This is a genomic window from Nostoc sp., from assembly GCF_036917655.1.
In the GTDB taxonomy this organism is placed as follows: domain Bacteria; phylum Cyanobacteriota; class Cyanobacteriia; order Cyanobacteriales; family Nostocaceae; genus Nostoc.
The window spans coordinates 384,527-406,495 of the sequence record NZ_JBALCY010000009.1; the positions used below are offsets into that span (position 1 = coordinate 384,527).

Consider the following 21,969-nt stretch of genomic DNA (forward strand, 5'->3'; position numbering starts at 1 on the left):
ATGATCTATCTCCAGCAGTTATCAAACCCCATCACCTCATATCCAATTACGGCTGTAATTGACACTGCTTTGTGTGTTGGTGCAGGTGGTTCTTCTGGTTCACTTGCAGATAAACCAATTGTCCGTAACTCCGAAAGAAACTTACTCATTCCTGCTTCTCAACTCAAGGGTCGCCTACGCCACGAATGCGAAAAAATTGCTAGAGGGTTGCGTTGGGCGGTCTGTGCTTCTCCCAACCCGCAAACAATGTGTCCCCAAAGGGCAGGTTTGACAGGAAATTTTCAGCGCACAGAATATCAAGTATCAGGTTACGAAAGGCAGTATCATTGCCTGATTTGTCAAATATTCGGGAATCCAGTTTTGTCTTCGCGTGTAATATTTGATGACCTAATCTGCACAGAAGACCCAGATAACTTACCAGAGGTGCTGCGTCCGGGTGTAACAATTAATCGCTGCCGCCACACCGCCGAAGAACAAAAACTCTACTTTTTAGAAACCTCGCCAGCCAATGCCCAACTTAAGTTTACAGGGCATATTCACCTATTTGGTACGCCAGTCTATGCAGGGGCATTAATTTTAGCTGGACTGCGACATATTCATGCTTTGGGTGGTAGTAAATCAGCAGGCTTGGGCTGGCTGCATTGGGAATTCCCCAACTTACCGTTAGAACAAGCGGCATGGGATTTTCTGGAAAAAGGAGGTGTGCAGTGAAAAGAATTAATTTGGAAATTAAAGCGTTGTCTGCTTTAGCAATTGGGCGACAAAAGCCAGGTGGTTCTGTAAGTGAAGCCGAAAGCTACATTCCCGGTTCTGTAATTCGGGGTGCGATCGCTGCTGTAATCTTAAAGCGGGCTAATACATCTATTAGTGATGGTGACGATTTTCATGAGCTATTTTTAGGTGAAAATCCGGCAATATTTCAAAATGCCTATCCTGGCAATCTAGAAATTGAAGGTCATACTATTATTCAACAAGATGTCAGAGTATTACCTGCAACTGTACTCAGTTCTAAAACAAAATCTGGTTTTAAACCCGAAAAAAATGGTGTTTTCGATACACTAATTGACCGTTTATGTGCTGAAGGTTATAAATGGTTTTACGATCCAAATTGTCCAACTGATGGAGATAGAGCCGATAATTTCAGTGGTTTTTACAGTGAATTTAACGACGAATATTATAACCATTTGGCAACTACCCGCCTGTTAACGCGAGTTGGCATCAATCGACGCAGAGCAACTTCAGAAGAACGAGTTCTTTACAGCCTTGAAGTTTTGAATGAATCTCAAGATAACAAAGAAAAACCTATTATATACGTAGGGGCAATCCTTGTATCAGAGGATTTAGCAGAATCTCTACAAGCTTTTATTGATAATCATCAAGAAGACTTACGTTTAGGTGGTGCAACTTCACGCGGATTAGGAAGAGTCAAGATTAAGGCAAAGCTACCTGTAGAAATCAAACCAAGAGTGACCAATCCAATAAAACAGTTCAATGAGAAATTACATCAACGGTGGAATGAATGGAAGAATATTTTTGGCAATCCCATAGAATATTTACCAAACAATCGTACTTATTTCACCCTTGATCTACAAGCTGATGCCATCTTAACTCAAAACTGGCGACGCACTACTGTGATTTCCCCAGAAATGCTTCAAGAGTTAACAGGCGTTACTGATTCTTCCCTAGAACTTCACGCCGCTTATACCAGCTATGACTACCTTTCTGGCTGGAATTCTGGTTGGGGACTGATGAAAGATGTGGAGTTAATTACCAATAAGGGGTCTGTATATCTATTTAGTACGACTGAGGAAAATTTATGGATAAAAGCTTTAGAAAATTTAGAAGTAAAAGGAGTAGGCGATCGCACTTCTGAAGGTTTTGGTCATGTTCGGGTTTGTGATGAATTTCATTTAATTATGCGTGAGGAGGCAGTTTAGAAATGACAGAATTCTTGGATGATTCTTTAAAAGAAAAATTAGCTTTAAGGCTTGAAAAAGAAATCAGTAACCAAATGGATGAAGTAATCCGAAAAGTCAGACAAATATCTAAAAAATTCTCAATAGCTAGCAAAGATAAAAAATCACCTTTTAGGAACGTTCTTGCTGTTGCTACTGATTCTACTTCTTCTATTGAGGTAATAAAAAACTATATTCGTTATCAGGTCGGTCGCAATGGTTCTAGCCCTATTTGGACAACTCCCAAAGATAAGGAAGTGTTTGCCGCAGCATTAGTTGAAGACCTTAATAACTTAATTCAAGATGCCCAAGAAATTTTACAAAGACTGAGAAAAGATATTTATAAAGGTAATGTTTTAGAGCCGTATATAGAAGATAAGCAAAATCAAGAACGGCTTAAAAAAGATATTCACCTTAAACTTGCACAACTCTATTTAGGCTATCTAGCGCGAGAACATACGGCCTTGGTAGGGGAAAGTAATTTAAATAAATAAACAGAAATATTGGCTTAAATGTAACGCAAAAGAAAAAATTATGCCCCGTCTTGTTATTTCAACTGTTGGCACGAGTATACTTACTAATCAAATTCGTCAAAGGATTGATCCGAAAAATTGGATAGAATCTTTAGAGATAACTGCTAACTGTACCCATGAACAAATTAATAGTGATTATTCAGAAGTTACAAGTATCGTTACAGAGTTAAAGAATAGGGCTGAAAAGAAGCTTAATGATAGCAACACTCTAGAAATTAGAGAGGCTAGTGCTGAACTCAATGGTATTTATGGCTTGTACAACGAGCAACTAAATCAAGGTAGTAATGATATGCACTGGCTAATCACTACTGATACGGCGCAAGGTCTAATTGCAGCAGCAATTGTTAGAGATTTTTTACAAAGCAAAGGTCTTATCGTTGATATTTTTTCACCTAAAGAACTTTCAACTGAAAGTACAGAAAAATTTACTAACGGTATTGATGAATTACTCAAATGGATGGATGAAATAATTCCCGGCTATAGGGAGTCTGATTATAGAATCTGTTTTAACCTTGTTGGTGGTTTTAAAGCTTTACAAGGATACGTCAATACAATAGCAATGTTTTATCAAGCTCATGAGATGATTTATATATTTGAGAATAGTTCAGAAGTTATTAAGATTCCCCGTCTACCTATTCGTATTGATGAATCTGTAGTTAAACCAGTTCTTTTTAGTTTAATGGCATCACAAGTAGGTATATGGATTAAACTATCAGAACTTCAAGATGTGCCTGAAACATTACTTTTCATAGATGGAGAAGAAGCAACCTTGAGTCACTGGGGGAGATTGATTTGGAATAATTGTAAACGTAATTTATTACCAGGAGAATTACTCCTTTTTCCTTATTTGGTATATGAAAAATCTTTCCATAATGATTATACGAAAAATAATGTTAATGAGCAGAGAAAAATAGATTTACAGGAAACACTGGCTGAAGTATCTGCCTCAATTATCAAGTTCAATGGTGATACAACTCGTTTTGATAGAAGATTGAATTTTACTAGGTATGAAGGAGGAAAAAGTAATCATATAGACCATTTTTATGTTAAAAATACTGGTTGGCGTGTAAGTTGTATTGCTAAAGATAACAAACTCCATTTACGCCATTATGGAGAGCATGATTATGTCAACGACAACCCCTAATAATCTTATGTTTGACACATTCATAAATCGCCTAGAAATTACAGGTGCACTCACCACAATTACAGCATTACGTATTAGTGCAGGTCGCTCCAGTGAGCCGATAGGGTCTGATTTACCTGTAATTAAAGATGCCTTGGGTAATCCATTAATACCAGGTTCTAGCTTTAAAGGAGCATTGCGATCGCGCTTAGAAAGTTTCCTCCGAGGTATTGTGGGAAATAATCGCAAATTGGTTGCAAATCCAGCAATTGAAGATGAATGGTCAATCACATCCCAGGAAATGAAGCAGTTAAAAGATAATTACAATAATGACGAAGCGTTGACTGCTGAAATTCTTAAGCATACAGATTTAGTATCTCACCTGTTTGGTTCTCCCTGGATTGCTAGTAAGTTCCAAGTCCGGGATTTAACAGTAATACCTGATACCTGGTTTGGACAATACCAAGAAAGAGACGGTGTAGCAATTGATAGAGACACCGAAACAGCCGCAGATGGTAAACTTTACGATTTCCAAGTAGTTCCGGCTAGTACACAGTTTGACTTTAAGGCTGTAGTAGAGAATGCAGAACCTTGGGAACTGGGTTTATTGATGATTGGTTTGCACCAGTTTGAGACAGAACAAATACCTCTGGGTGGAGGGCGATCGCGTGGCTTGGGTGTGGTTAAACTAGAAATTAACAAAATGCACTGGTTTGATGTCAACAACGACCCAGAAAAGTTACTGACATACCTACAAGAATTAGTCAGCAGTAATACAATTGATGACATATCGAGTTATAAAGACGGTAAGCAGTCTAAGCAGACTTGGACTAATGCTCTTATCACTCATTTAAGAGAGAATGTAACTAATAATTCCACAGTTGAAGCAACATAAAAATCTTGAGGAGGTCAATATGGCTTTTAGTAGTTACAAAACCATCGGGGAAGTCCTCAAAGCATTTCAGGTTTTCTACACAGAAGCTAATTTTATCGCTGAAGCTGAGTTTAATGTCTCTGACTACTTCCGGGAAGATTTAGAAACTATGATGCGGGACGGTGTTGTTGATAACTCAGAGTTTTCTATTTGTGAAAATCTGATTTATCCAGTCCTTAAAGAAGTTTGGAAGTGCTACCGCAGTCAGTTTATTTTATGGGGTCATCATTCATTAAATTATGACGAAAAATTATCAGGTTTTCCTGAGTACATTTTGGCTAAAAAATCCCCTTTAGGAAAAGTGGTATTTGATAAGCCATACTTCATATTAGTACAAGCAAAACAGGATAAATTTGAAACTGGTTGGGCGCAATGTTTAGCAGAAATGATTGCTGCTCAAAGGCTTAATGCTGAATTAAAAATAATTATCTTTGGCATTGTTTCTAATGGAGCTTCATGGCAATTTGGCAAGCTAGAAGCAGAAGTCTTTACTAGAAATATCGTACCATATACCATTTATGAATTAGATAAACTCTTTGCTGTTGTCAATTTCATATTTCAACAATGTGAATTGCAGCTTAAGAATCTCGTAGCTGCTTAATATTCTAGCTTTATCTCTACTCAATTTATTTATGCATAAAAGATTTGTAAATCATTGCACGATTCATTTAACCTTAATCCCCGACGGGCCAATTCTGATTAAATCTGGTAAAGAAGGGGCTGATCCGACTAAGCCTGATATGGAATTTGTGGAAACCTATCATGCTGGTGGACGTTCTATATATTTACCTGGAAGCAGTTTAAAGGGAGCAATCCGCGCCCATGCAGAACGCATTGTTAGAACAGTTGGTAAAGACAGACGCGATCCAAATAGTTCGGATATACTTTGGGCTAATGATCCGTTGAGTGATAAATACGATTATCTCCAGCAAAAATCAGCACCAGAGATTTACAAACTCTCTAGTTTTACAGACAAAATGTTTGGTAATACTTCCATTGCTAGCCGTGTGAGAATTGAAGATGCATATCCTGATAAATCTCAGCCTCTCAAAATTGAAGAACGTAATGGCGTAGCAATTGATAGAGTGTTTGGTTCTGTAGCTGTTGGGCCTTTTAATTATCAAGTTTGCACGGCTGGAGAATTTCAGACCAAAATTCATCTGAAGAATTTCACTTTGGCACAATTAGGTTTAATTGGTTTAGTATTGCGAGATTTAGATGATGGCTGGTTTGGTTTAGGTTTTGCAAAATCTCGCGGATTAGGTACTGTGCAGGTGAAATTAAACTCAGCCGTTGTGCAATATCCAGGTTGCGTTTTGTCGGAAGATAAACGACAAATTCACGCCCTTGGTAGTCAAAAGCAATGGAATAAGACTTTTCTGTTAGGTGCTGGAGAGTTTTTAGAACCAGAAGAAGCAAAATTATATAGTTTCCCTAAACCAGATAGCCAAGATACACCTGTTGCTGCACAAGAAATGGATTTGGGTTTTGGAGTGCAACTTACTTGGCAAGAAGGTACAGTTAATGATTTGTTTGAGCGAGGCGTTAGGTCTTGGAGTAGTCTACTTGTGGGGTCAAAATGAAACCTTTTGTTGGTTATAAAAAAGAACATTTATCAGTAGCTAAACTGCTAGAGTTAATCGTAAAATTGGCAACTGAACCTAGTTACTATTTTTTGCGTTGGACTCATCAAGTTAGTGGAATTCAAGAACAGCCGCCTACAGAAGCTAACTTTCCCATGACTGAAGGGCAGATGTTCAATCAAAAGTGTGAATTGAGATGGAAGTACAAGTGCCAAAATACTTATGAAGTCTTGTTACTGACAATTGCTGACAACCATGATGATTTTATTCCTCTCAAAGAAAGAATTAAAAAAGCAGGTAAAGAAATAGAAGCTTGGAAAATTGAGCCTAGTAATCCTAAAGTTTTTCCATCTTATGGATATCCCGCTTATGGATATCGTCCCGATGAAACACGATTTCCTAAAAAGCTGATTTTCCCAAATGGCTTAGACATTCGGCTGCAACAAGAAAAGAACAATAAGCCCAAATTAGCTCAACGTTATTTTATAGATAATGAAACCTCGACTGTGCAATTTGTTGCTCTAACCGTAGAGGAGGCGACCCAAAAATGACTGCTAATCGTCCTCAAAGACCTCAGCCACCAAGTAGACCTAACCGTTCTAGTGGTGGGAGTTCATCGCCGGAACTTGCACCGAAACCTTATGAATTTGTATCTTTCCCTAAAGAAAAACCTAATTTACAGCGTCCTGTTGGACATCATAAATATTTTAGCGATCGCTTGCATGGCACCCTATATCTTACCCTAAAAGTGCAGACATCGCTCCACGTCTCCACCGGAGTAGTTGTCATGGGTAGCGATATTGGCAACAACCGCATTCCCTTAATCAAAACAATGGTACAGGGTGTTGACCAAAAGCTCTCCATTCAAGGTAGTTCCCTCAAAGGGTGCATCAGGTCTGTATATGAAGCGATTACTAACAGCACTTTGGCAGTAATTACTTCTAAGTATAAAAGAGATAATAAATATCCAAATGAGCGTTTACCTTGTAATGATAAGGAAAAACTTTGCCCAGCTAGTAGAGTATTCGGGGCGTTAAATTGGCAAGGTTTGCTTGATTTCAACGATGCCAAATGTGAAGGTATAGGCTTTTCTACAGGATTTATGCCTTCGTTATATCGTCCCCGTCCAGATGAAAGTAGTGCATACTTTATTCAAGGTAGACTTGCAGGACGTAAATTTTACTACAACACTATTAGAGCAATTGATAAAGGGCAAAATTCTGGTATTCCTGTACAGCAAGCGGGAAGAGAATACATCTTCAAAACTAAATTAAACTTCAAGAATTTGCTACCAGAAGAGTTAGGAACTTTGTTGATTGTATTAGGACAAGATTCTAAGTGTCCCATTGCTTTAAAAGTAGGTGGCGGTAAGCCGATTGGGATGGGAACGATGACAGTAACTATAGACAAAATTGCCCGATCGCAAAGTCTGCAAAAGCGATATTCTGCCTATCAACTCAATGAATCTGATGAGTTAATCGGGGATACTTTACAACCGTTTATGCAAACACAAATCCAAGCGGCTTACTCGCGCCTGATTCAGCAACCCCAACTAGACGAACTTACGGCTGTGCTGCGCTACCCAAGCGATCGCGAACCCCCATCTGGAATGTACTAATCATGACTATCGTTGAATTTACCTCAGAAACCCTGACAGATGCACAGTGGGAAATTGCTCATGCGATCGCTCAAACTTTGGTCAAAGAAAATACAGATGTAAACGAGTTAGGGAAAACAGTTGCTTATCTCCGTGCATCCATTCACCAACCAGATGCTACTTCCAGGTTTTTCAAGTATCTGAAAACCTTAGTGAGTAATGGTAGACAAATTGGGCACAGTGGTAGAACTACAGATTATTACCGCAGTATTGATAAAGCTTGTAGTGATTATCTCAAAAATGCTCAAGATGCCTACACAATACTGCAAATATTGGGCTGGGTATCTCGTTTGATGCGTTACTACAAAGACGCAGGCCCAATTGGGGAAATTCAACCTCCATCTGTAGAGTCAGTGCGACAGGCGGAAATTAGCAAAGTTGCTCAATCCCAAGACTTTAAAGTTGACCAGATATTAGAGGCAAAAGTTACCAAAATAAATGGTAACAAGGTTACTTATGAGATACTGGGAACAATTAAGCTAACCGAGAAAGAACCTAAGAAAGCTACTTTCCTTCAGGAAGGGCACACAGTTAAGGTGAAAATCATATCTCTAAAGGAAGATGGCAGCATTAAAAGTGTTAAGTGTGTAGGATAGTTCAGTATTCAGTTTTGTAGTACATGTGTTTACAACTACTACAAAACTGCCAAAATATGCTACAATGAAAGCTAAACTTATAAAGGGAATTGATGCTGTATGAATGAATCAAGGTCAAACTTCACAGTACTAGACTTATATTCTGTATCGACGACTTCTGAATCTTTTCCAAAGCAGTATTATTCTTTTACTCAGTATATAATTACACCTTTTTTACCAGCTACTCAGCCAATCACTCAACTGTCAACGACTATGCCCTTTAAAGTGTAGGCTGTTCGTAGGGACGAGTTGACTTATAGGCAAGCTCTACTTTGAGTAAAGCTGCCTTAAAATAAAGGAGATTGCTAAAATCAGTGCCAACTGACTGCATTTCCGCTCCCCTGTTCACACACAGAAAAGTAAATAAGGTGAAAGAACAATTCATGAGTGAGCAAAGTAAGAGCAAAGTATACTTAGTCACTGGTGTAAGAGTAGCAATTGATAGTGAGAATGGAATTTTAATAGCAGGAATGCTATCAGAAACCCCATTTACGGATGGTGAGCCAGATTCAACATCACCAGCACTTCCGATAAGTAACTTTGCATTTACTCGACAACAGGCTGCCTTCTTGAAAGACCGTTTAAATGAATTTTTAAAGGATGAAGGATGATTTTAAGCAGGAACTCAACAAAAAAGCGTTTGGTACAAATCTTCAAGACAAATACGATTTGGCGTACAGTTCGTTCATCTGATTTACGCTTAATTAAATCAGACAAATCAACAAGACCTGATATAGTTCCTGAAATACAAGAATTGGCACAGAAATTAGCTGAAGTAGCCAATGTAAAAAGAGTAAGGGCTGTAGCCCCAAGATTCCCAGACCTCCACAATATTGATTTTGAACTAGAGTTGCAGCCAGAAACTGAATTATCGGCTGAATTATCATATGAAGTCTGGGAGCAAGTGCAAAATATAGTGATTGACTATGAATGGAAGTTACGAGATGACTCTGGTGAAAAGTGGTATTTTCATGCTGAAGTAGTAAGTAAACTTTCTCTACTTAGAGACACTAGCAAGGTAATTGTGGATTCCCATAACAGACAACGTGCAGAGGTAATTATACGAACTTGGTCAAGTCCTCCTCTAAAATTAGTTGAGCATTAAATTACCTCTAGCCAAGATTTGACACAAAAATGACTTGTGACCGCTACCTTGAGCAAGCTAAAAGCAATGAAAAAGCAGCACGTAGTATTGAAAGCAATTATCCAGATTGGGCAATAATCATGTGCTTTTATGCAGCGTTGCATTGGGTAGAACACTATGGTTGTGTTAAGGGGTGTGACATACACCAAGAATACCAGGAAGAAGATAATGAATCCCGCCATACAACTCGCCGAAGATATGTTGATGACCTTACCAAAAGACTAGGTAACTCAAATTTACGTGTAGCCTATCTTTACTTAGAACGTGAGAGTCGAAAAGCTAGATATCTACAAGGTCTACCTACCAATGCAAAAATGTATTATAGTGAAAATAAATTTGCAGTTAGAGAATCCTTTCAGAAGTTACAGCAACTTAAGCAACTATTAGGTAGCTAACTCGAAAAAATCCTTGTAAGGGGACGGAAACTAACACCCGTCACATGCTGACTAACAGTCAAGTACTGTTGCCAGACTGGCTCCATAGGGAGACGGAAACATTAATCCGTGAGATGCTATATGATTGAGATATTCAATCTCTCATCTCTCTTCCCCGCAAGGGGACTAAAACTCCAGATAAGCTTTGGCAGATACCTTCCAAGTTGTAATCTTTCCCCTAACAAAATCCCCGCAAGGGGACGCAAATAATAAGATCAACGCTCTTTCTCCCCCCAAGGGGACGGAAATTGAGTACAATATTTCACATCGTTTGCATAGCAATCAGCGATGCCAAAAGCAGCTACATCTACTAGACGCAAAACCGAGCCACAGTCAGAGTCCCTTCCCACATGGGCGGATGATACTGAACTGGTAGGATTGGTGTTTGACCTTGAGCCAACCACTTCCACTTGCCTATACTCTCAGTACACGATTGGACTCCATGCCTGGTTTCTTGACCAAGTACGGCAACTCAACCCAGAACTTTCTGCATATCTGCACAATGGGGAGTCGGAAAAGCCCTTCAATATTTCGGCGCTGTCAGGTCAACTCCTCGCCAGTGGTAGACAACTCCAACTGCAAGCCAAGCAAATTTACCGCTGGCATGTCAATGCTTTATCTCCTAGAGTGGTGCAGTTTCTCAAGCGATGGTTAGCCCAACTGCCCCAAATATTGGACTTAAGAGATGCTCCCCTTCAGATAAAACAGGTGAGTATCGCCCATTCACCTACTACTTACGCGCAACTATTGCAGTTACTACCAGAGAAACCCTCTAACGTCAATTTCAGCTTTGTCTCACCTACCAGCTTTCGCCGCAAGGGTCATCATTTTCCCCTCCCGGTGCCGATTAATCTCTTCCATAGCTACTTGCGTCGCTGGAATGACTTTTCGGGAATTCCAATCGAACAAGAACCTTTTCTCGACTGGATAGATGAAGGGGTAATTATCCATCAGCATCGCTTGGAATCGATGAAGGTAGCAGCTGGTAAGCGGGGTTCGGTGACTGGGTTCACAGGGGTAATGTCCTGTGGTTTGAGTAAGGCAGCTTTGGCTAACTCTGAGTTTACCCGGTTGTTTTATGCTTTGGCTCAACTCGCTCCCTACTGCGGTACGGGACACAAAACTACTTTTGGACTGGGACAAACTCGCTTAGATTGGGTGGAACCAGAGGTAAGCTTACCCACTCAAGTGCTAACAAATCTGCTGGGAGAACGCATTGATGAATTGACAGCGCTATTCACCGCACAACGAAAACGCACAGGAGGCGATCGCACTGATAAAATTGCTTGTACTTGGGCAACTATCTTAGCACGCCGGGAGATGGGAGAATCATTGCAGGTTATATCTCAAGATTTAGAAATGCCTTACGCTACTGTGAAAACTTACGTAAAGTTAGCTCGGCGGGCGCTCAAGGATAATGTCAATCAACCTTAATAGCAAGTACGCTTTTCTTCTGCACCGAAGTTTACTTGGGCAAAATACAGACGATACAATTCACACGAAAAGTTAACGCGATCGCCCCCCAGTTTCACTAAACCTATACTTTCTAATTTATAAGCGAGTATGGATTCTAATTTTATATGATATTGTACAGCAATTAACTGTTTAACCACAGCACCCAGTTCTGGCTCATCTTGAAGTGCTGCTAAGAGTCGCCGTAAGTGGTCGTTATAAATTCCCGACTCAGTGGCGGCCTGTTGCAATAGCTGCTTTAGGGTGAATTTTCCTTGAGAAACGTGATACAAAGCCAGCGTAAAAATTTATCGAGGTTGGCAAACACTGCTGAATCTGATTGGTGTCGTGCATTCTGATTGTTAGTGCTAATAGTTATCTAGTTTATCGCGGCGAAAACCTTCAGCAATACACGCTCTTATTGCTTGAGCGTATCTCATCAGGATTTTGGGTAACTCTAGGAATTGGCATAGCTCAGAGCATTGGCACTTTAATTTTAGGGGCGATCGCACTGAAATTCCTGAAATATTGGCTGAAGGTAGCGAACACTCGCGCCAAGAACTTAGAAAAAAATACTGCCGATGATGAAAGTATTGATGCTTTCTTTACCGCCCTCTATCACAGAATCAGCAGTGGAATCTGGCTGTGGGCTGTCATTTTGTGTGCCCAGTTTCTCAAGTTGCCAGCAACGGTTTCGGAATATCTGTACATCGCGCTGGGAATCTATCTAATTATTGCCGTCGAGTTGCTTATACTCAAAGCAGTCACTGCGATCATTGATAGTCTAGATGCTCTCAGCATCAGATACTCAAACCCTGATAACCTTTTGAGATACTACGATCGCCTCCGACACCTGATACCCTTTTTAAAGCGGTGTCTAGAATTTGTAATTTATGTCTGCATGGCAACATTGGTGATTCAGCAGGTGCAGTTAATCGCCAATGTCGCAATTTTTGGTTCGCGAATTATCAAGCAATATTTCTTCAACAACTTATTTGAAATTGCAATACTTGAAGTAGACACCAATGAATTATACCCTCATCGCCGAAGCGGCAAAATCTACATCAACTAGCGTCGTACCACCACCCCCGACTTTACCAACGGGCGCACAAATTAGCTTTTTCTTCTATACATTCGGCGCATCCATAGTTGTTTTCTTCATCCTCTACATATTACTGTTCTATCTATTGCGATCGTTTTTTCGGCGCACAGAAAAAGATACAGCCCTGTTCATCCTTGGTATTTTACAAATCCCTGCGATCGCTATTTTTATCCTTGCCAGTCTAAAACTCTCGCTGACTCAACTAGGATCAGGGGGAATTATTACTTGGATTGATCGAGGACTCACGGCTTTCCTAATTCTTGCTTTCACTTACGGGATAACTTTGTTATTTACGGAAGTAGCAGTCTACTACTTAAAAGACTACGCTCGGAAAACTGAGGCTGTTTGGGATGACGTATTAATCCCACTCCTACAAAATTTTATCCCAGTCATCACTTACGTAATTGGAATATCTCTGTTTTTCAGCACCATTGGGGTTGATTTAACAGGAATCGGGTTAGCAATAGGTAGTATTACTATAGTGTTGGGATTGGCAGTAAAAGATATTTTAAGCGATTTTTTCAGCGGGTTAGTTTTGTTAGTTGATACACCCTTTAGATTTGGAGATGTCATCTCCATGCCAGATGGTTCGATTGCAATTATCAAACACATTGGCATCCGGGTGACAAAGCTGTATCTGATTAATGAACATTGCGAAGTATATACACCAAACACGACTTTGGGAGGTCAAAATATAGTCAATCTTAGTCGTCCTACAACTCACTACGCTTATACAATTAAAGTATCAGTTAGAGTTGATGCTGATGCAGTTGTAGCAACAAACATTCTACAACAAATTATCGTCGGACATCCAGACACATTGGGTGATCTTGATGAAAAAATTCAGTACTTAGACAGTTTTGCTGCATTGAGAGAAGCAGAGGGCGATAAACTATCAAAAAAAGAAGCTGGACGGCTGCGTTTATTAGTTGAAAAAGATGTGAACAGCCAACTGCAAAAAGTTGAACAAGCATTTGGAGATTTTGTGAGAGAAGTTAAGAAGCTAGAAAAGGGTGGATTGAATTCAGAAGAACTGATAATTCTCCAGAAAAATTATCTAGAAATAATGAGTCTTGTGGGGCTGGTAGTCATTACAGAACGGAAGGGAAAACGGCTGCGATCGCGTCTAGAAGAAGAACAAGAACAGACTGGAAAACAAACCCTGATTAGCTTAATTCGCCAATGGTATCAAACTTGGTTAAAAGATCCTGATTTAGTAATTGAAGACCAACATCTTTTACCAGATGAATGGGAACAAAAAATTGACCTTTTGAAAATAAAACTGAATAAATTATTTCAAAAAATATCAAATCCAGGAGTAGATGAAACCAGATTAGATGACTATTCAGTAAAATTTGTCGAATGGCTAAATGATAGTTTTAAAGAGTCTAATACTGCTTGGAAAGAACCACAAGTTCAGCTAACTGATATCCAAGGATCTGCTATACAATTTTCTGTGAGGTTCTACGTTGATAATATTCAGTTAGAACACTGGCGGCGGGGAAACCGCGTCCAAAATGAGGTGCGTCGAGAAATGGTACGGCGCTTGAGACAAGCTTATATCTATACACTAGGGTGATGAATTTTAGGTATAAAATAATTTGCCTATCGATAATTTAAAGACGTTACACTGCAACGCCTTTACTGTGGGTGGTAGAAACCGCTAGTACAGCTTGGCAAAAATCCAGCTACCATCCCAATTAACAAGACAAGTTGCTCTGAGCAACTGCTTAAAGGTAGGCAAACTTCCGCCATGTAATAGGCTTGATATGATATCGAGTCTGGTTGAATAATTATCATCCTGATCGCCGGGGGGACGCGGAGAGTTTTTTAACAAGTAATGATCTGGACAGAATATGACATAGGAAAGAAATTTTAAACCCAGAAAAATTGTGTCCACTTATACAACAAAGTAGTAACAATTGCTATACGCTTGAAAAGCCCTTTACTTTTATACTTTTGGCGAAACTTCACCGCCAAAAAAGCACCAGAGCGATAGGAAATTACCTGTTACCAAGTCCGATTGATACTTATCAAACGCAAACCTGGTTAAGTTGAACATATTCCTGTCAGCAGCATAGGTGACTTCCTACGCCCTGGTTACTTCTTTTAATTATTTTAGGTCAACGGCTTCAAGCGTTTATTTTCCAGCAATTGATTGACTTGCTGTCCCCGACGACTAGTTTTGATTTCATAGCGCAATAGGTTGACCTTGATTTTTTGGCGTTGTATATTTACGAGATGATTTAGCAACTTCCAAAATTCCCCCCCTGCTTTCCCCAATTCATCCCACTGTTCTGCAACGCCGATTTTTTTATGCACCCTGATGTCAAATTTTTTGTAGAACTATTGATTTCGCCAAAATAAACCGGGTTTATGAACTCCAAATCTACTAGTCTGTGAAGTTTGCTTTGATAAGTTCTTAGTTGGGGCTGTCTTCGCTAAAGCCCCAACTAAGAACAATACTTACCCCTCAATCTAACCAATTAATTTCTGCCAGCTAGCAGGCCCAATAATGCCATCGGCATCTAAACCATTTTGCTTTTGAAAGTTCTTAATTACAACCTCTGTTTCCGGCCCGTAGACGCCATCAGGCTCAACACCTAAACGGTATTGTAAGTATCTAACAACCGCACCACCAGCATGGTTTGGTCTGATAATTCGTTTTGCCAAAATTATATTTATGGCATTCCATGTAGTTTCATCAGCAATTCCAGTCGGCTGAACCCCGATGATGGTCTGAAATTTTTCTACGGCAGATTTGGTGTTACCCCCGGTGAAGCCATCTTCCACTAATGTCTTACCATTTTTATCAGTTATTTTGAGTCTATTTAAGGCTTTTTGCAGTCTGAGAACAGTTGTATCTATGTTCTCCTCTTCATCTGGTACAGGCTTAACAGGAGTACTTGGCACTTTACCAGTTAAGCCTTTAACGATCGCATTAGCCGTTGCTTCTGGATTAAAAAGATTCATATCTTTTTGCGAATCGAGGAAGCAACATTCTACAAGAATTGCAGGCATATCTGTGTTTTTGAGAACATACAAGTGAGAACCACTTTTAACACCACGATTAAAAAATCCTAACTTGACGATTTCATCTAATACAGGTTTAGCGATTTTTGTCCCTGTATCGCTAGTTGCATATACTTCTGTGCCATTAGCTTGTCCGTTAAAACAGTTAAAATGAATCGAAACGTAAATATCTACTTTACTACCATTCGCTGTCGCACATCTTTTTGAAAGTGATTCAGTTACTGTCCGAGCACTACTTGGTTTACATACTACGACTTCATTGCCTAAAGCTCTTAACTTGGCTATAACTCTATTACCGACATCTAGAGTTAAATTATCCTCAAATTTAATCCCGTTGGCTCCTGTGTCTGGTGGACAATTGTGCCCGCTATCAATTCCAAATTTCATGATTTTATCCTCAACTTACTTACTTTTTACACTAGTTCAAAACTCATCCAATTATAGAGACAAAGTTTTGTTAATAAATTTGTTGAAGTACTTGTTAGCAATGTCCGCATTATTTTAAGTATTACTACGCTGGTAAATAAAATAAGTTTTTTTACGAACTTTTTCAGCAGATTTTATGTGGTAAAACCCGCGTTATTGCAAGGTTTTTTGGAATAAAAAACACAACCCTCATAATTTATCAAAATCGAGAATAATCCGGTGATTGTTGCAATAAATTGAAATGCAGCAATTACCCCCATTGTTAAGATAATAGCGCTTCGTAAAAGTAGAAAGCTATGACAAATGTACTTAGTGCAAGAAGGCAGAAGGGCACAGAAGCAGAGGGGTAGAAGGAAGAAAAGCGATAACATAGGCTTTTCAGCCTGATCGAATGGCATATTTATTTCCGCGATTCTGTACTAGTACGCCTGAATGACCGGAATCTGTGGGTAGATATTTAACAATCAGCCTGAAAGCACGTTTAAGATTTAAGTAAAGAAATATTTCGTAGCTAACAGGCATGAAACGCATCGTCTTGGTTGCTGGGTTTGAATCGTTCAACGCTGACTTGTACAGGAAAGCAGCTTTTTTGGCTAACTCTCGCTGTCCACAGTTGGATATTCGAGTATTTAGCGATCGCGATCTTACCAACAAACGCACCGAGGTAGAAGCAGCACTTCATGAAGCTGATGTGTTTTTCGGTAGCCTGCTATTTGATTATGACCAGGTTGTGTGGTTGCGCGATCGCATTGCTCAAATTCCCATCCGTCTGGTGTTTGAGTCAGCCTTGGAATTGATGAGTTTAACCAAGCTGGGTATTTTTGCCATTGGCGACAAACCCAAAGGAATGCCCAAACCAATTAAATTCATCCTCGACAAATTTAGCAACGGAAGAGAAGAAGACAAACTCGCTGGTTACATCAGCTTCTTAAAAATTGGCCCCAAACTACTGAAATACGTGCCAGGGCAAAAAGTCCAAGACTTACGCAACTGGTTAATTATCTATGGTTACTGGAATGCTGGCGGTTCAGAAAACGTCGCTTCCTTATTCTGGACACTGGCAGAAAAATACTTGGGTTTAAAAGTCGGCGACATTCCCCCGCTAGTCGAAACCCCCAACATCGGATTACTCCATCCCGACTATCAAGGGTTTTTTGAATCGCCCCGCGAGTATCTGGAATGGTATAAAACCCATTGTAGAGACGCGATTCATCGCGTCTTCCCTAATCGCGTTTCCCCAGTTATCGGAATTCTCCTCTACCGTAAACACGTCATCACCAAACAACCCTACATTCCCCAACTAATTCGCAGTTTTGAATCAGCCGGGTTAACTCCTTTGCCCATTTTCATCAACGGCGTGGAAGGACATGTGGCGGTACGAGATTTGATGACAACCGACTATGAAATTCAGCAACGACAACTAGGTAATATAGAGACTCTTTCACTTTCTAGTGAAGCAGTAAAAGTGGATGCGATCGTTTCGACAATTGGCTTTCCTCTGGTGGGTGGCCCGGCTGGTTCAATGGAAGCAGGGCGTCAGGTGGAAGTAGCAAAGCGCATCCTCACTGCCAAGAATGTACCTTATATTGTTGCTGCACCACTGTTAATTCAAGATATTCACTCGTGGACGCGCCAAGGTGTCGGCGGATTGCAAAGTGTAGTATTGTATGCTTTACCAGAACTGGATGGGGCTATTGATACCGTTCCCCTCGGTGGTTTGGTGGGCGAAAATATTTATCTAGTTCCCGAACGGGTGCAGCGATTAATTGGTAGGGTGAAAAGTTGGGTGGCTTTGCGGCAAAAACCTGCATCGGAACGCAAGATTGCGATCATTTTATATGGGTTTCCTCCAGGTTATGGTGCTGTAGGGACAGCTGCATTATTAAATGTCCCGCGTAGTTTGCTGAAGTTTCTCCACGCACTCAAAGAACAAGGTTACACCGTTGGGGATTTGCCGGAAGATGGGGAAGAATTGATTCGCTGGGTGAAAGAGGCAGATGAATCTAATCCTCTTCTGGGGCAGGCGAGACGACTGCCCCTAGATAATGGCGCTCATGTTGCCCACCCCACAAGTACTGTAAATGTCCGCACATTAGAAAAATGGTTGGGATATCTGCAAACCTCCCGCATTGAAAAACAATGGAAATCTCTAACGGGAACTGGAATTAAAACCTATGGCGATGAATTCCAGATTGGTGGTGTGCAATTAGGAAATGTGTGGATAGGTGTACAACCACCTTTAGGCATACAAGGCGACCCGATGCGCTTAATGTTTGAACGAGATTTAACGCCCCATCCCCAATATGTCGCTTATTATAAATGGCTGCAAAATGAGTTTCAAGCTGATGCTTTAGTTCACTTTGGAATGCATGGGACGGTGGAATGGTTGCCTGGTTCCCCTTTGGGTAATACGGGTTATTCTTGGTCGGATATTCTGTTAGGAAATTTGCCTAATCTATATATATATGCGGCGAATAATCCTTCGGAATCGATGTTGGCAAAACGTCGCGGTTATGGTGTGTTAATTTCTCATAATGTACCGCCTTATGGTCGTGCAGGTTTGTATAAGGAATTGGTGGCATTGCGAGATTTGATTTCGGAGTATCGGGAAGATCCGCAAAAGAATTATGTCTTGAAGGAAGGGATTTGTAAAAAAATTGTGGACTCTGGTTTAGATGCAGATTGTCCGTTTGAGGATGCTAAACGGTTGGGGATTGCGTTTACTCCCGAAAATGTGCGGATGTTTAGCGATCGCGCTTTTGATGATTATTTGGTAAAGTTGTATGAATATTTGCAGGTTTTAGAAAATCGGTTGTTTTCTTCTGGGTTGCATACTTTGGGGGAAGCACCAAATGAGGAGGAGTTGGCGTCGTATTTGGAGGCTTATTTTGGGGGGGAGGAGGAAGTAAACGAACCGCAGAGGCGCAAAGAACGCCAAGAGGAGGAAAGACTAATAAGGGATTTGTTGATGCAATCTACGGATGAGTTAACGAATTTGTTAAGGGGGTTGAATGGGGAGTATATTCCGCCTGCGCCTGGTGGTGATTTGTTGCGGGATGGGGCTGGGGTTTTGCCTACGGGGAGGAATATTCATGCTTTAGATCCTTATCGGATGCCTTCACCTGCGGCATACCAACGGGGACGAGAAATTGCTCAAAAAATTATCGCCCAGCATTTGGATGAATCTGGGACATATCCTGAAACGGTGGCGGTGATGTTATGGGGATTGGATGCGATTAAAACTAAGGGTGAATCTTTGGGGATTCTGTTGGAATTGGTGGGGGCTGAACCTGTTAAGGAAGGAACTGGTAGAATTGTTCGTTATGAATTAAAGCCGTTGGCGGAAGTTGGACATCCCCGCATTGATATATTGGGTAATTTGTCTGGGATTTTCCGGGATAGTTTTGTAAATATCATCGAATTGTTGGATGATTTATTTCAACGGGCGGCTGATGCTGATGAACCGGAAGATCAGAATTTTATTAGAAGACATGCTTTAGCTTTAAAAGCCCAAGGTGTGGAAAATGCATCGGCGAGATTGTTTTCTAATCCGGCGGGTGATTTTGGTTCTTTGGTAAATGATCGAGTGGTTGATGGTAACTGGGAATCTGGTGAAGAGTTAGGCAATACTTGGCAAAGTCGCAATGTGTTTAGCTACGGGAGAGAAGATAAAGGTCAAGCTAGACCGGAAGTGTTGAACACGTTGTTAAAAACAAGCGATCGCATTGTTCAAGAAATCGATTCGGTAGAATATGGTTTAACTGATATTCAAGAATATTACGCTAATACGGGCGGTTTGAAAAGGGCAGCAGAAAAACAACGCGGTAAGAAGGTTTCAACCAGCTTTGTGGAAAGTTTCTCGAAGGATACTACACCCCGCAATTTAGATGATTTGTTGCGAATGGAGTATCGCACTAAGTTGCTAAATCCCAAGTGGGCGCAAGCGATGGCGAATCAAGGTTCTGGTGGTGCCTTTGAAATTTCCCAACGGATGACGGCGTTGATTGGTTGGGGTGGTACTGCCGATTTTACCGATGATTGGGTTTATGACCAAGCGGCTGAGACTTATGCCTTAGATGCGGAGATGGCGGATAAATTACGTAAGGCAAATCCTGAAGCTTTTCGCAATATTTTAGGGAGAATGTTGGAGGCGCATGGGCGGGGTTTCTGGGAAGCTGATGCAGATAAGTTGGATAAGTTGCGCCAGTTGTATGAGTTGACAGATGAGGAATTAGAGGGTGTGACAGTTTAAAAAGTAGATGCGTTAAAGCTTATTAACCCATCACTGTTAAAATTACTAACTGCTATTAAGATTATTGAACTAGGGAAAATTCTTTTACTGCTGTATTTGAAAAGATAGATGATTGGTATATCGGCTACGTCCAGGAATTACCCGGTGCTAATGTCCAAGAGAGAACGCTGGAAGAAGCGAGAAAAAGTCTACGGGAAGCGATAGAGTTAATTCTAATATCAAATCGGGAACTCGCAGAGCAACAACTTTCCGGGAAAGATGTCCTCCGTGAACAAATTACTGTCAAATTATAGTAAAAAGACGTGAATTGATTCGCCATCTAGAAAAAAATGGCTGTTTGTTTCTTCGGGAGGGTGGAAGGCATACGATTTATTACAATCGCATCAAACAACAGAACCTCGGCAGTTCCAAAACATACTGAGATTGTTGATATTCTAGCTATCAAGATTTGCAAAGATTTGGAGATTTCCCCACCCTAGTGTTGTAGGGTGCGTTACACGTTTCACGCTAAGAGATTTCCAACAAATAAATTATCCAATCTTGTGGGGTGGGTCGAAAAGCCTGTTTTTGGCTACCGGCTGGCTTTTCGCCATTGGTGTCAACTTAAGCAAGCGCAAACCCCTTTAAAACCTCGTTTCTAGCCTCTGGCTGGAAATGCTTTTTCATTGCAGCTCTGCCGCTAATCTTGAGGCGGCAGCCCCCATATTAGGCATTCCCAGTCTCCGACTGGGAACGAGGGATTTACCTGAAAATTGCTGTAAGTTGACACCAATGGCTTTTGTCCCACCCCACACTCAGTAGTAATGACATACTTATAAATTTTCCCACCTAATTAATTGTATCGACTCACAATGCGATCGCATCGACTAACAATGCGATCGCATCGACTGACATTGCCATTGTTTTGACTGACAATGCGATCGCATCGACTAACATTGCCATTGTTTCAACAGACAATGCGATCGCATCGACTGACAATGCCATTGCACCGACTTGCAAAAATTAGCCCACGTTTTTTTAACTTTGTTCTATCTAAAAATTTTATTCACTGTTAGTTTTTTTGTTGTAATGGGCACATTAAACTTATACTTTACAACAGTATGCATATATGCCTACCCAAGATAAAACCCGCCGTTTGCCCTCTCAATCAATTAGTCAAGATATTATTTCATTACACGGTTTGCAAACTGTCAGAACCTATGACACAACCCGTGCTGATGCCTCTGTAGCAAATTTACAGCAAGCTTATCAGGATATGTTGGCGCAGCAACAAAACGAAACCGAAAAACTAACTTTATACCGTGCGGCTACTGATGCGGCGCGATTAGCAGAATGGCAATTTCACAATGCTGTATTAGCCATGAAAGAAGTAATCCGCGGACAATATGGATCAGATAGCGATCAAGCCCAAGCGGTTGGACTAAAGAAAAAATCAGAGCGCAAGCGTCCTTCCCGCAGAAAGGCAGTTGCGATGGCGTAACCGCCCGCCCGAAGCGATCGCAAGTTAATCAACAATAGAACTTACGCAAAATTGTCTCAAAAACCTGATTTGTCGTAGGGGTAATTCATGAATTACCCCTACTTCACAACTTTTTTGCGTAAGTCCTAAACAATAATAAAACAGACGCGCCAAACTCGCCTACAGCCCTGGTTCACTGCGTCTTCTTTGCTAACAACAAGCCCTACTAGGGGAGACACTGCCCAAA

22 protein-coding genes and 1 pseudogene are annotated in these 21,969 nt (G+C 40.6%); 19 read left to right on the forward strand and 4 right to left on the reverse strand.

Features of this window, described 5'->3' with window-relative positions:
* The 14 genes from V7K30_RS06080 to cas6 all read left to right on the forward strand — a co-directional run bounded on the left by V7K30_RS06080 (position 1) and on the right by cas6 (position 11,432).
* On the forward strand, positions 1–711 hold the full coding sequence (locus tag V7K30_RS06080; RefSeq protein ID WP_334998075.1) for an RAMP superfamily CRISPR-associated protein: 711 nt from the start codon (positions 1–3) through the stop codon (positions 709–711).
* The gene (gene csx10 / locus V7K30_RS06085; protein WP_334998077.1) at positions 708–1,937 is read left to right on the forward strand and encodes a type III-D CRISPR-associated RAMP protein Csx10; all 1,230 of its coding nucleotides are present in this window, start codon (positions 708–710) and stop codon (positions 1,935–1,937) included. Before V7K30_RS06080 ends, csx10 begins: the two co-directional genes overlap by 4 nt.
* Positions 1,938–1,939: 2 nt before the next feature.
* Complete coding sequence (locus V7K30_RS06090; RefSeq protein ID WP_334998079.1) at positions 1,940–2,449, forward strand: hypothetical protein; 510 nt, start codon at positions 1,940–1,942, stop codon at positions 2,447–2,449.
* A gap of 40 nt (positions 2,450–2,489) precedes the next feature.
* Positions 2,490–3,632 (forward strand): putative CRISPR-associated protein, encoded by a 1,143-nt coding sequence (locus tag V7K30_RS06095; RefSeq protein ID WP_334998081.1) that lies wholly within the window; start codon positions 2,490–2,492, stop codon positions 3,630–3,632.
* A gap of 7 nt (positions 3,633–3,639) precedes the next feature.
* Positions 3,640–4,506, forward strand: coding sequence for a type III CRISPR-associated RAMP protein Csx7 (gene csx7 / locus V7K30_RS06100; RefSeq protein WP_334998172.1), 867 nt, complete (start codon positions 3,640–3,642; stop codon positions 4,504–4,506).
* Positions 4,507–4,525: 19 nt separating this feature from the next.
* Positions 4,526–5,146, forward strand: coding sequence for a hypothetical protein (locus V7K30_RS06105; RefSeq protein WP_334998083.1), 621 nt, complete (start codon positions 4,526–4,528; stop codon positions 5,144–5,146).
* A gap of 31 nt (positions 5,147–5,177) precedes the next feature.
* Positions 5,178–6,128 (forward strand): RAMP superfamily CRISPR-associated protein, encoded by a 951-nt coding sequence (locus V7K30_RS06110; protein WP_334998085.1) that lies wholly within the window; start codon positions 5,178–5,180, stop codon positions 6,126–6,128.
* Positions 6,125–6,679, forward strand: a complete 555-nt coding sequence (locus V7K30_RS06115) for a hypothetical protein (protein WP_334998087.1) — start codon at positions 6,125–6,127, stop codon at positions 6,677–6,679. Before V7K30_RS06110 ends, V7K30_RS06115 begins: the two co-directional genes overlap by 4 nt.
* Positions 6,676–7,746 carry an RAMP superfamily CRISPR-associated protein gene (locus V7K30_RS06120; protein ID WP_334998089.1) on the forward strand — a complete coding sequence of 357 codons (1,071 nt, stop codon included), beginning with the start codon at positions 6,676–6,678 and terminating at the stop codon, positions 7,744–7,746. The genes V7K30_RS06115 and V7K30_RS06120 overlap by 4 nt, the downstream gene beginning before the upstream one ends.
* Positions 7,747–7,748: 2 nt before the next feature.
* Entirely contained in the window at positions 7,749–8,381 is a 633-nt protein-coding gene (locus tag V7K30_RS06125; RefSeq protein ID WP_334998091.1) for a hypothetical protein, read from the forward strand.
* A gap of 407 nt (positions 8,382–8,788) precedes the next feature.
* On the forward strand, positions 8,789–9,031 hold the full coding sequence (locus tag V7K30_RS06130; RefSeq protein WP_334998093.1) for a hypothetical protein: 243 nt from the start codon (positions 8,789–8,791) through the stop codon (positions 9,029–9,031).
* Positions 9,028–9,525, forward strand: a complete 498-nt coding sequence (locus tag V7K30_RS06135; RefSeq protein WP_334998095.1) for a hypothetical protein — start codon at positions 9,028–9,030, stop codon at positions 9,523–9,525. The genes V7K30_RS06130 and V7K30_RS06135 overlap by 4 nt, the downstream gene beginning before the upstream one ends.
* 29 nt (positions 9,526–9,554) lie before the next feature.
* Positions 9,555–9,959, forward strand: coding sequence for a hypothetical protein (locus V7K30_RS06140; RefSeq protein WP_334998097.1), 405 nt, complete (start codon positions 9,555–9,557; stop codon positions 9,957–9,959).
* A gap of 327 nt (positions 9,960–10,286) precedes the next feature.
* Positions 10,287–11,432 carry a CRISPR-associated endoribonuclease Cas6 gene (gene cas6, locus V7K30_RS06145; protein ID WP_334998099.1) on the forward strand — a complete coding sequence of 382 codons (1,146 nt, stop codon included), beginning with the start codon at positions 10,287–10,289 and terminating at the stop codon, positions 11,430–11,432.
* Here the strand turns inward: cas6 and V7K30_RS06150 are convergent.
* Positions 11,429–11,743, reverse strand: a complete 315-nt coding sequence (locus V7K30_RS06150; protein ID WP_334998101.1) for an AAA-like domain-containing protein — start codon at positions 11,741–11,743, stop codon at positions 11,429–11,431. The two genes, cas6 and V7K30_RS06150, sit on opposite strands and share 4 nt — an antisense overlap.
* 50 nt (positions 11,744–11,793) lie before the next feature.
* Here V7K30_RS06150 and V7K30_RS06155 point away from each other — a divergent pair, with 50 nt between their 5' ends.
* Both V7K30_RS06155 and V7K30_RS06160 read left to right on the forward strand, forming a co-directional pair.
* A complete protein-coding gene (locus V7K30_RS06155) occupies positions 11,794–12,522 on the forward strand; it encodes a hypothetical protein (protein ID WP_334998103.1) in 729 nt (242 codons plus the stop codon).
* A complete protein-coding gene (locus tag V7K30_RS06160) occupies positions 12,476–14,131 on the forward strand; it encodes a mechanosensitive ion channel family protein (protein WP_334998105.1) in 1,656 nt (551 codons plus the stop codon). Before V7K30_RS06155 ends, V7K30_RS06160 begins: the two co-directional genes overlap by 47 nt.
* Before the next feature lie 539 nt (positions 14,132–14,670).
* Here V7K30_RS06160 and V7K30_RS06165 read toward each other — a convergent pair.
* Positions 14,671–14,874 carry a hypothetical protein gene (locus tag V7K30_RS06165; RefSeq protein WP_334998107.1) on the reverse strand — a complete coding sequence of 68 codons (204 nt, stop codon included), beginning with the start codon at positions 14,872–14,874 and terminating at the stop codon, positions 14,671–14,673.
* Positions 14,875–15,030: 156 nt separating this feature from the next.
* Positions 15,031–15,972, reverse strand: coding sequence for an N-acetylmuramoyl-L-alanine amidase (locus V7K30_RS06170; RefSeq protein WP_334998110.1), 942 nt, complete (start codon positions 15,970–15,972; stop codon positions 15,031–15,033).
* Positions 15,973–16,531: 559 nt separating this feature from the next.
* On the opposite strand from V7K30_RS06170, the gene bchH reads away from it, so the two are divergent.
* Together bchH and V7K30_RS06180 are read left to right on the forward strand one after the other, a co-directional pair.
* Positions 16,532–20,263: a magnesium chelatase subunit H gene (bchH, locus tag V7K30_RS06175; RefSeq protein ID WP_334998112.1), complete on the forward strand. Its 3,732-nt coding sequence runs from the start codon at positions 16,532–16,534 to the stop codon at positions 20,261–20,263.
* Positions 20,264–20,364: 101 nt separating this feature from the next.
* Positions 20,365–20,556, forward strand: a pseudogene (locus tag V7K30_RS06180) (type II toxin-antitoxin system HicB family antitoxin); the annotation flags it as partial.
* 553 nt (positions 20,557–21,109) lie between these two features.
* Here the strand turns inward: V7K30_RS06180 and V7K30_RS06185 are convergent.
* Positions 21,110–21,247, reverse strand: a complete 138-nt coding sequence (locus V7K30_RS06185; RefSeq protein ID WP_334998114.1) for a hypothetical protein — start codon at positions 21,245–21,247, stop codon at positions 21,110–21,112.
* A 124-nt stretch (positions 21,248–21,371) separates the two neighbouring features.
* Between V7K30_RS06185 and V7K30_RS06190 the strand changes: the two genes are divergently transcribed.
* Positions 21,372–21,743, forward strand: coding sequence for a hypothetical protein (locus V7K30_RS06190; RefSeq protein WP_334998116.1), 372 nt, complete (start codon positions 21,372–21,374; stop codon positions 21,741–21,743).
* Positions 21,744–21,969 lie beyond the last annotated feature (226 nt).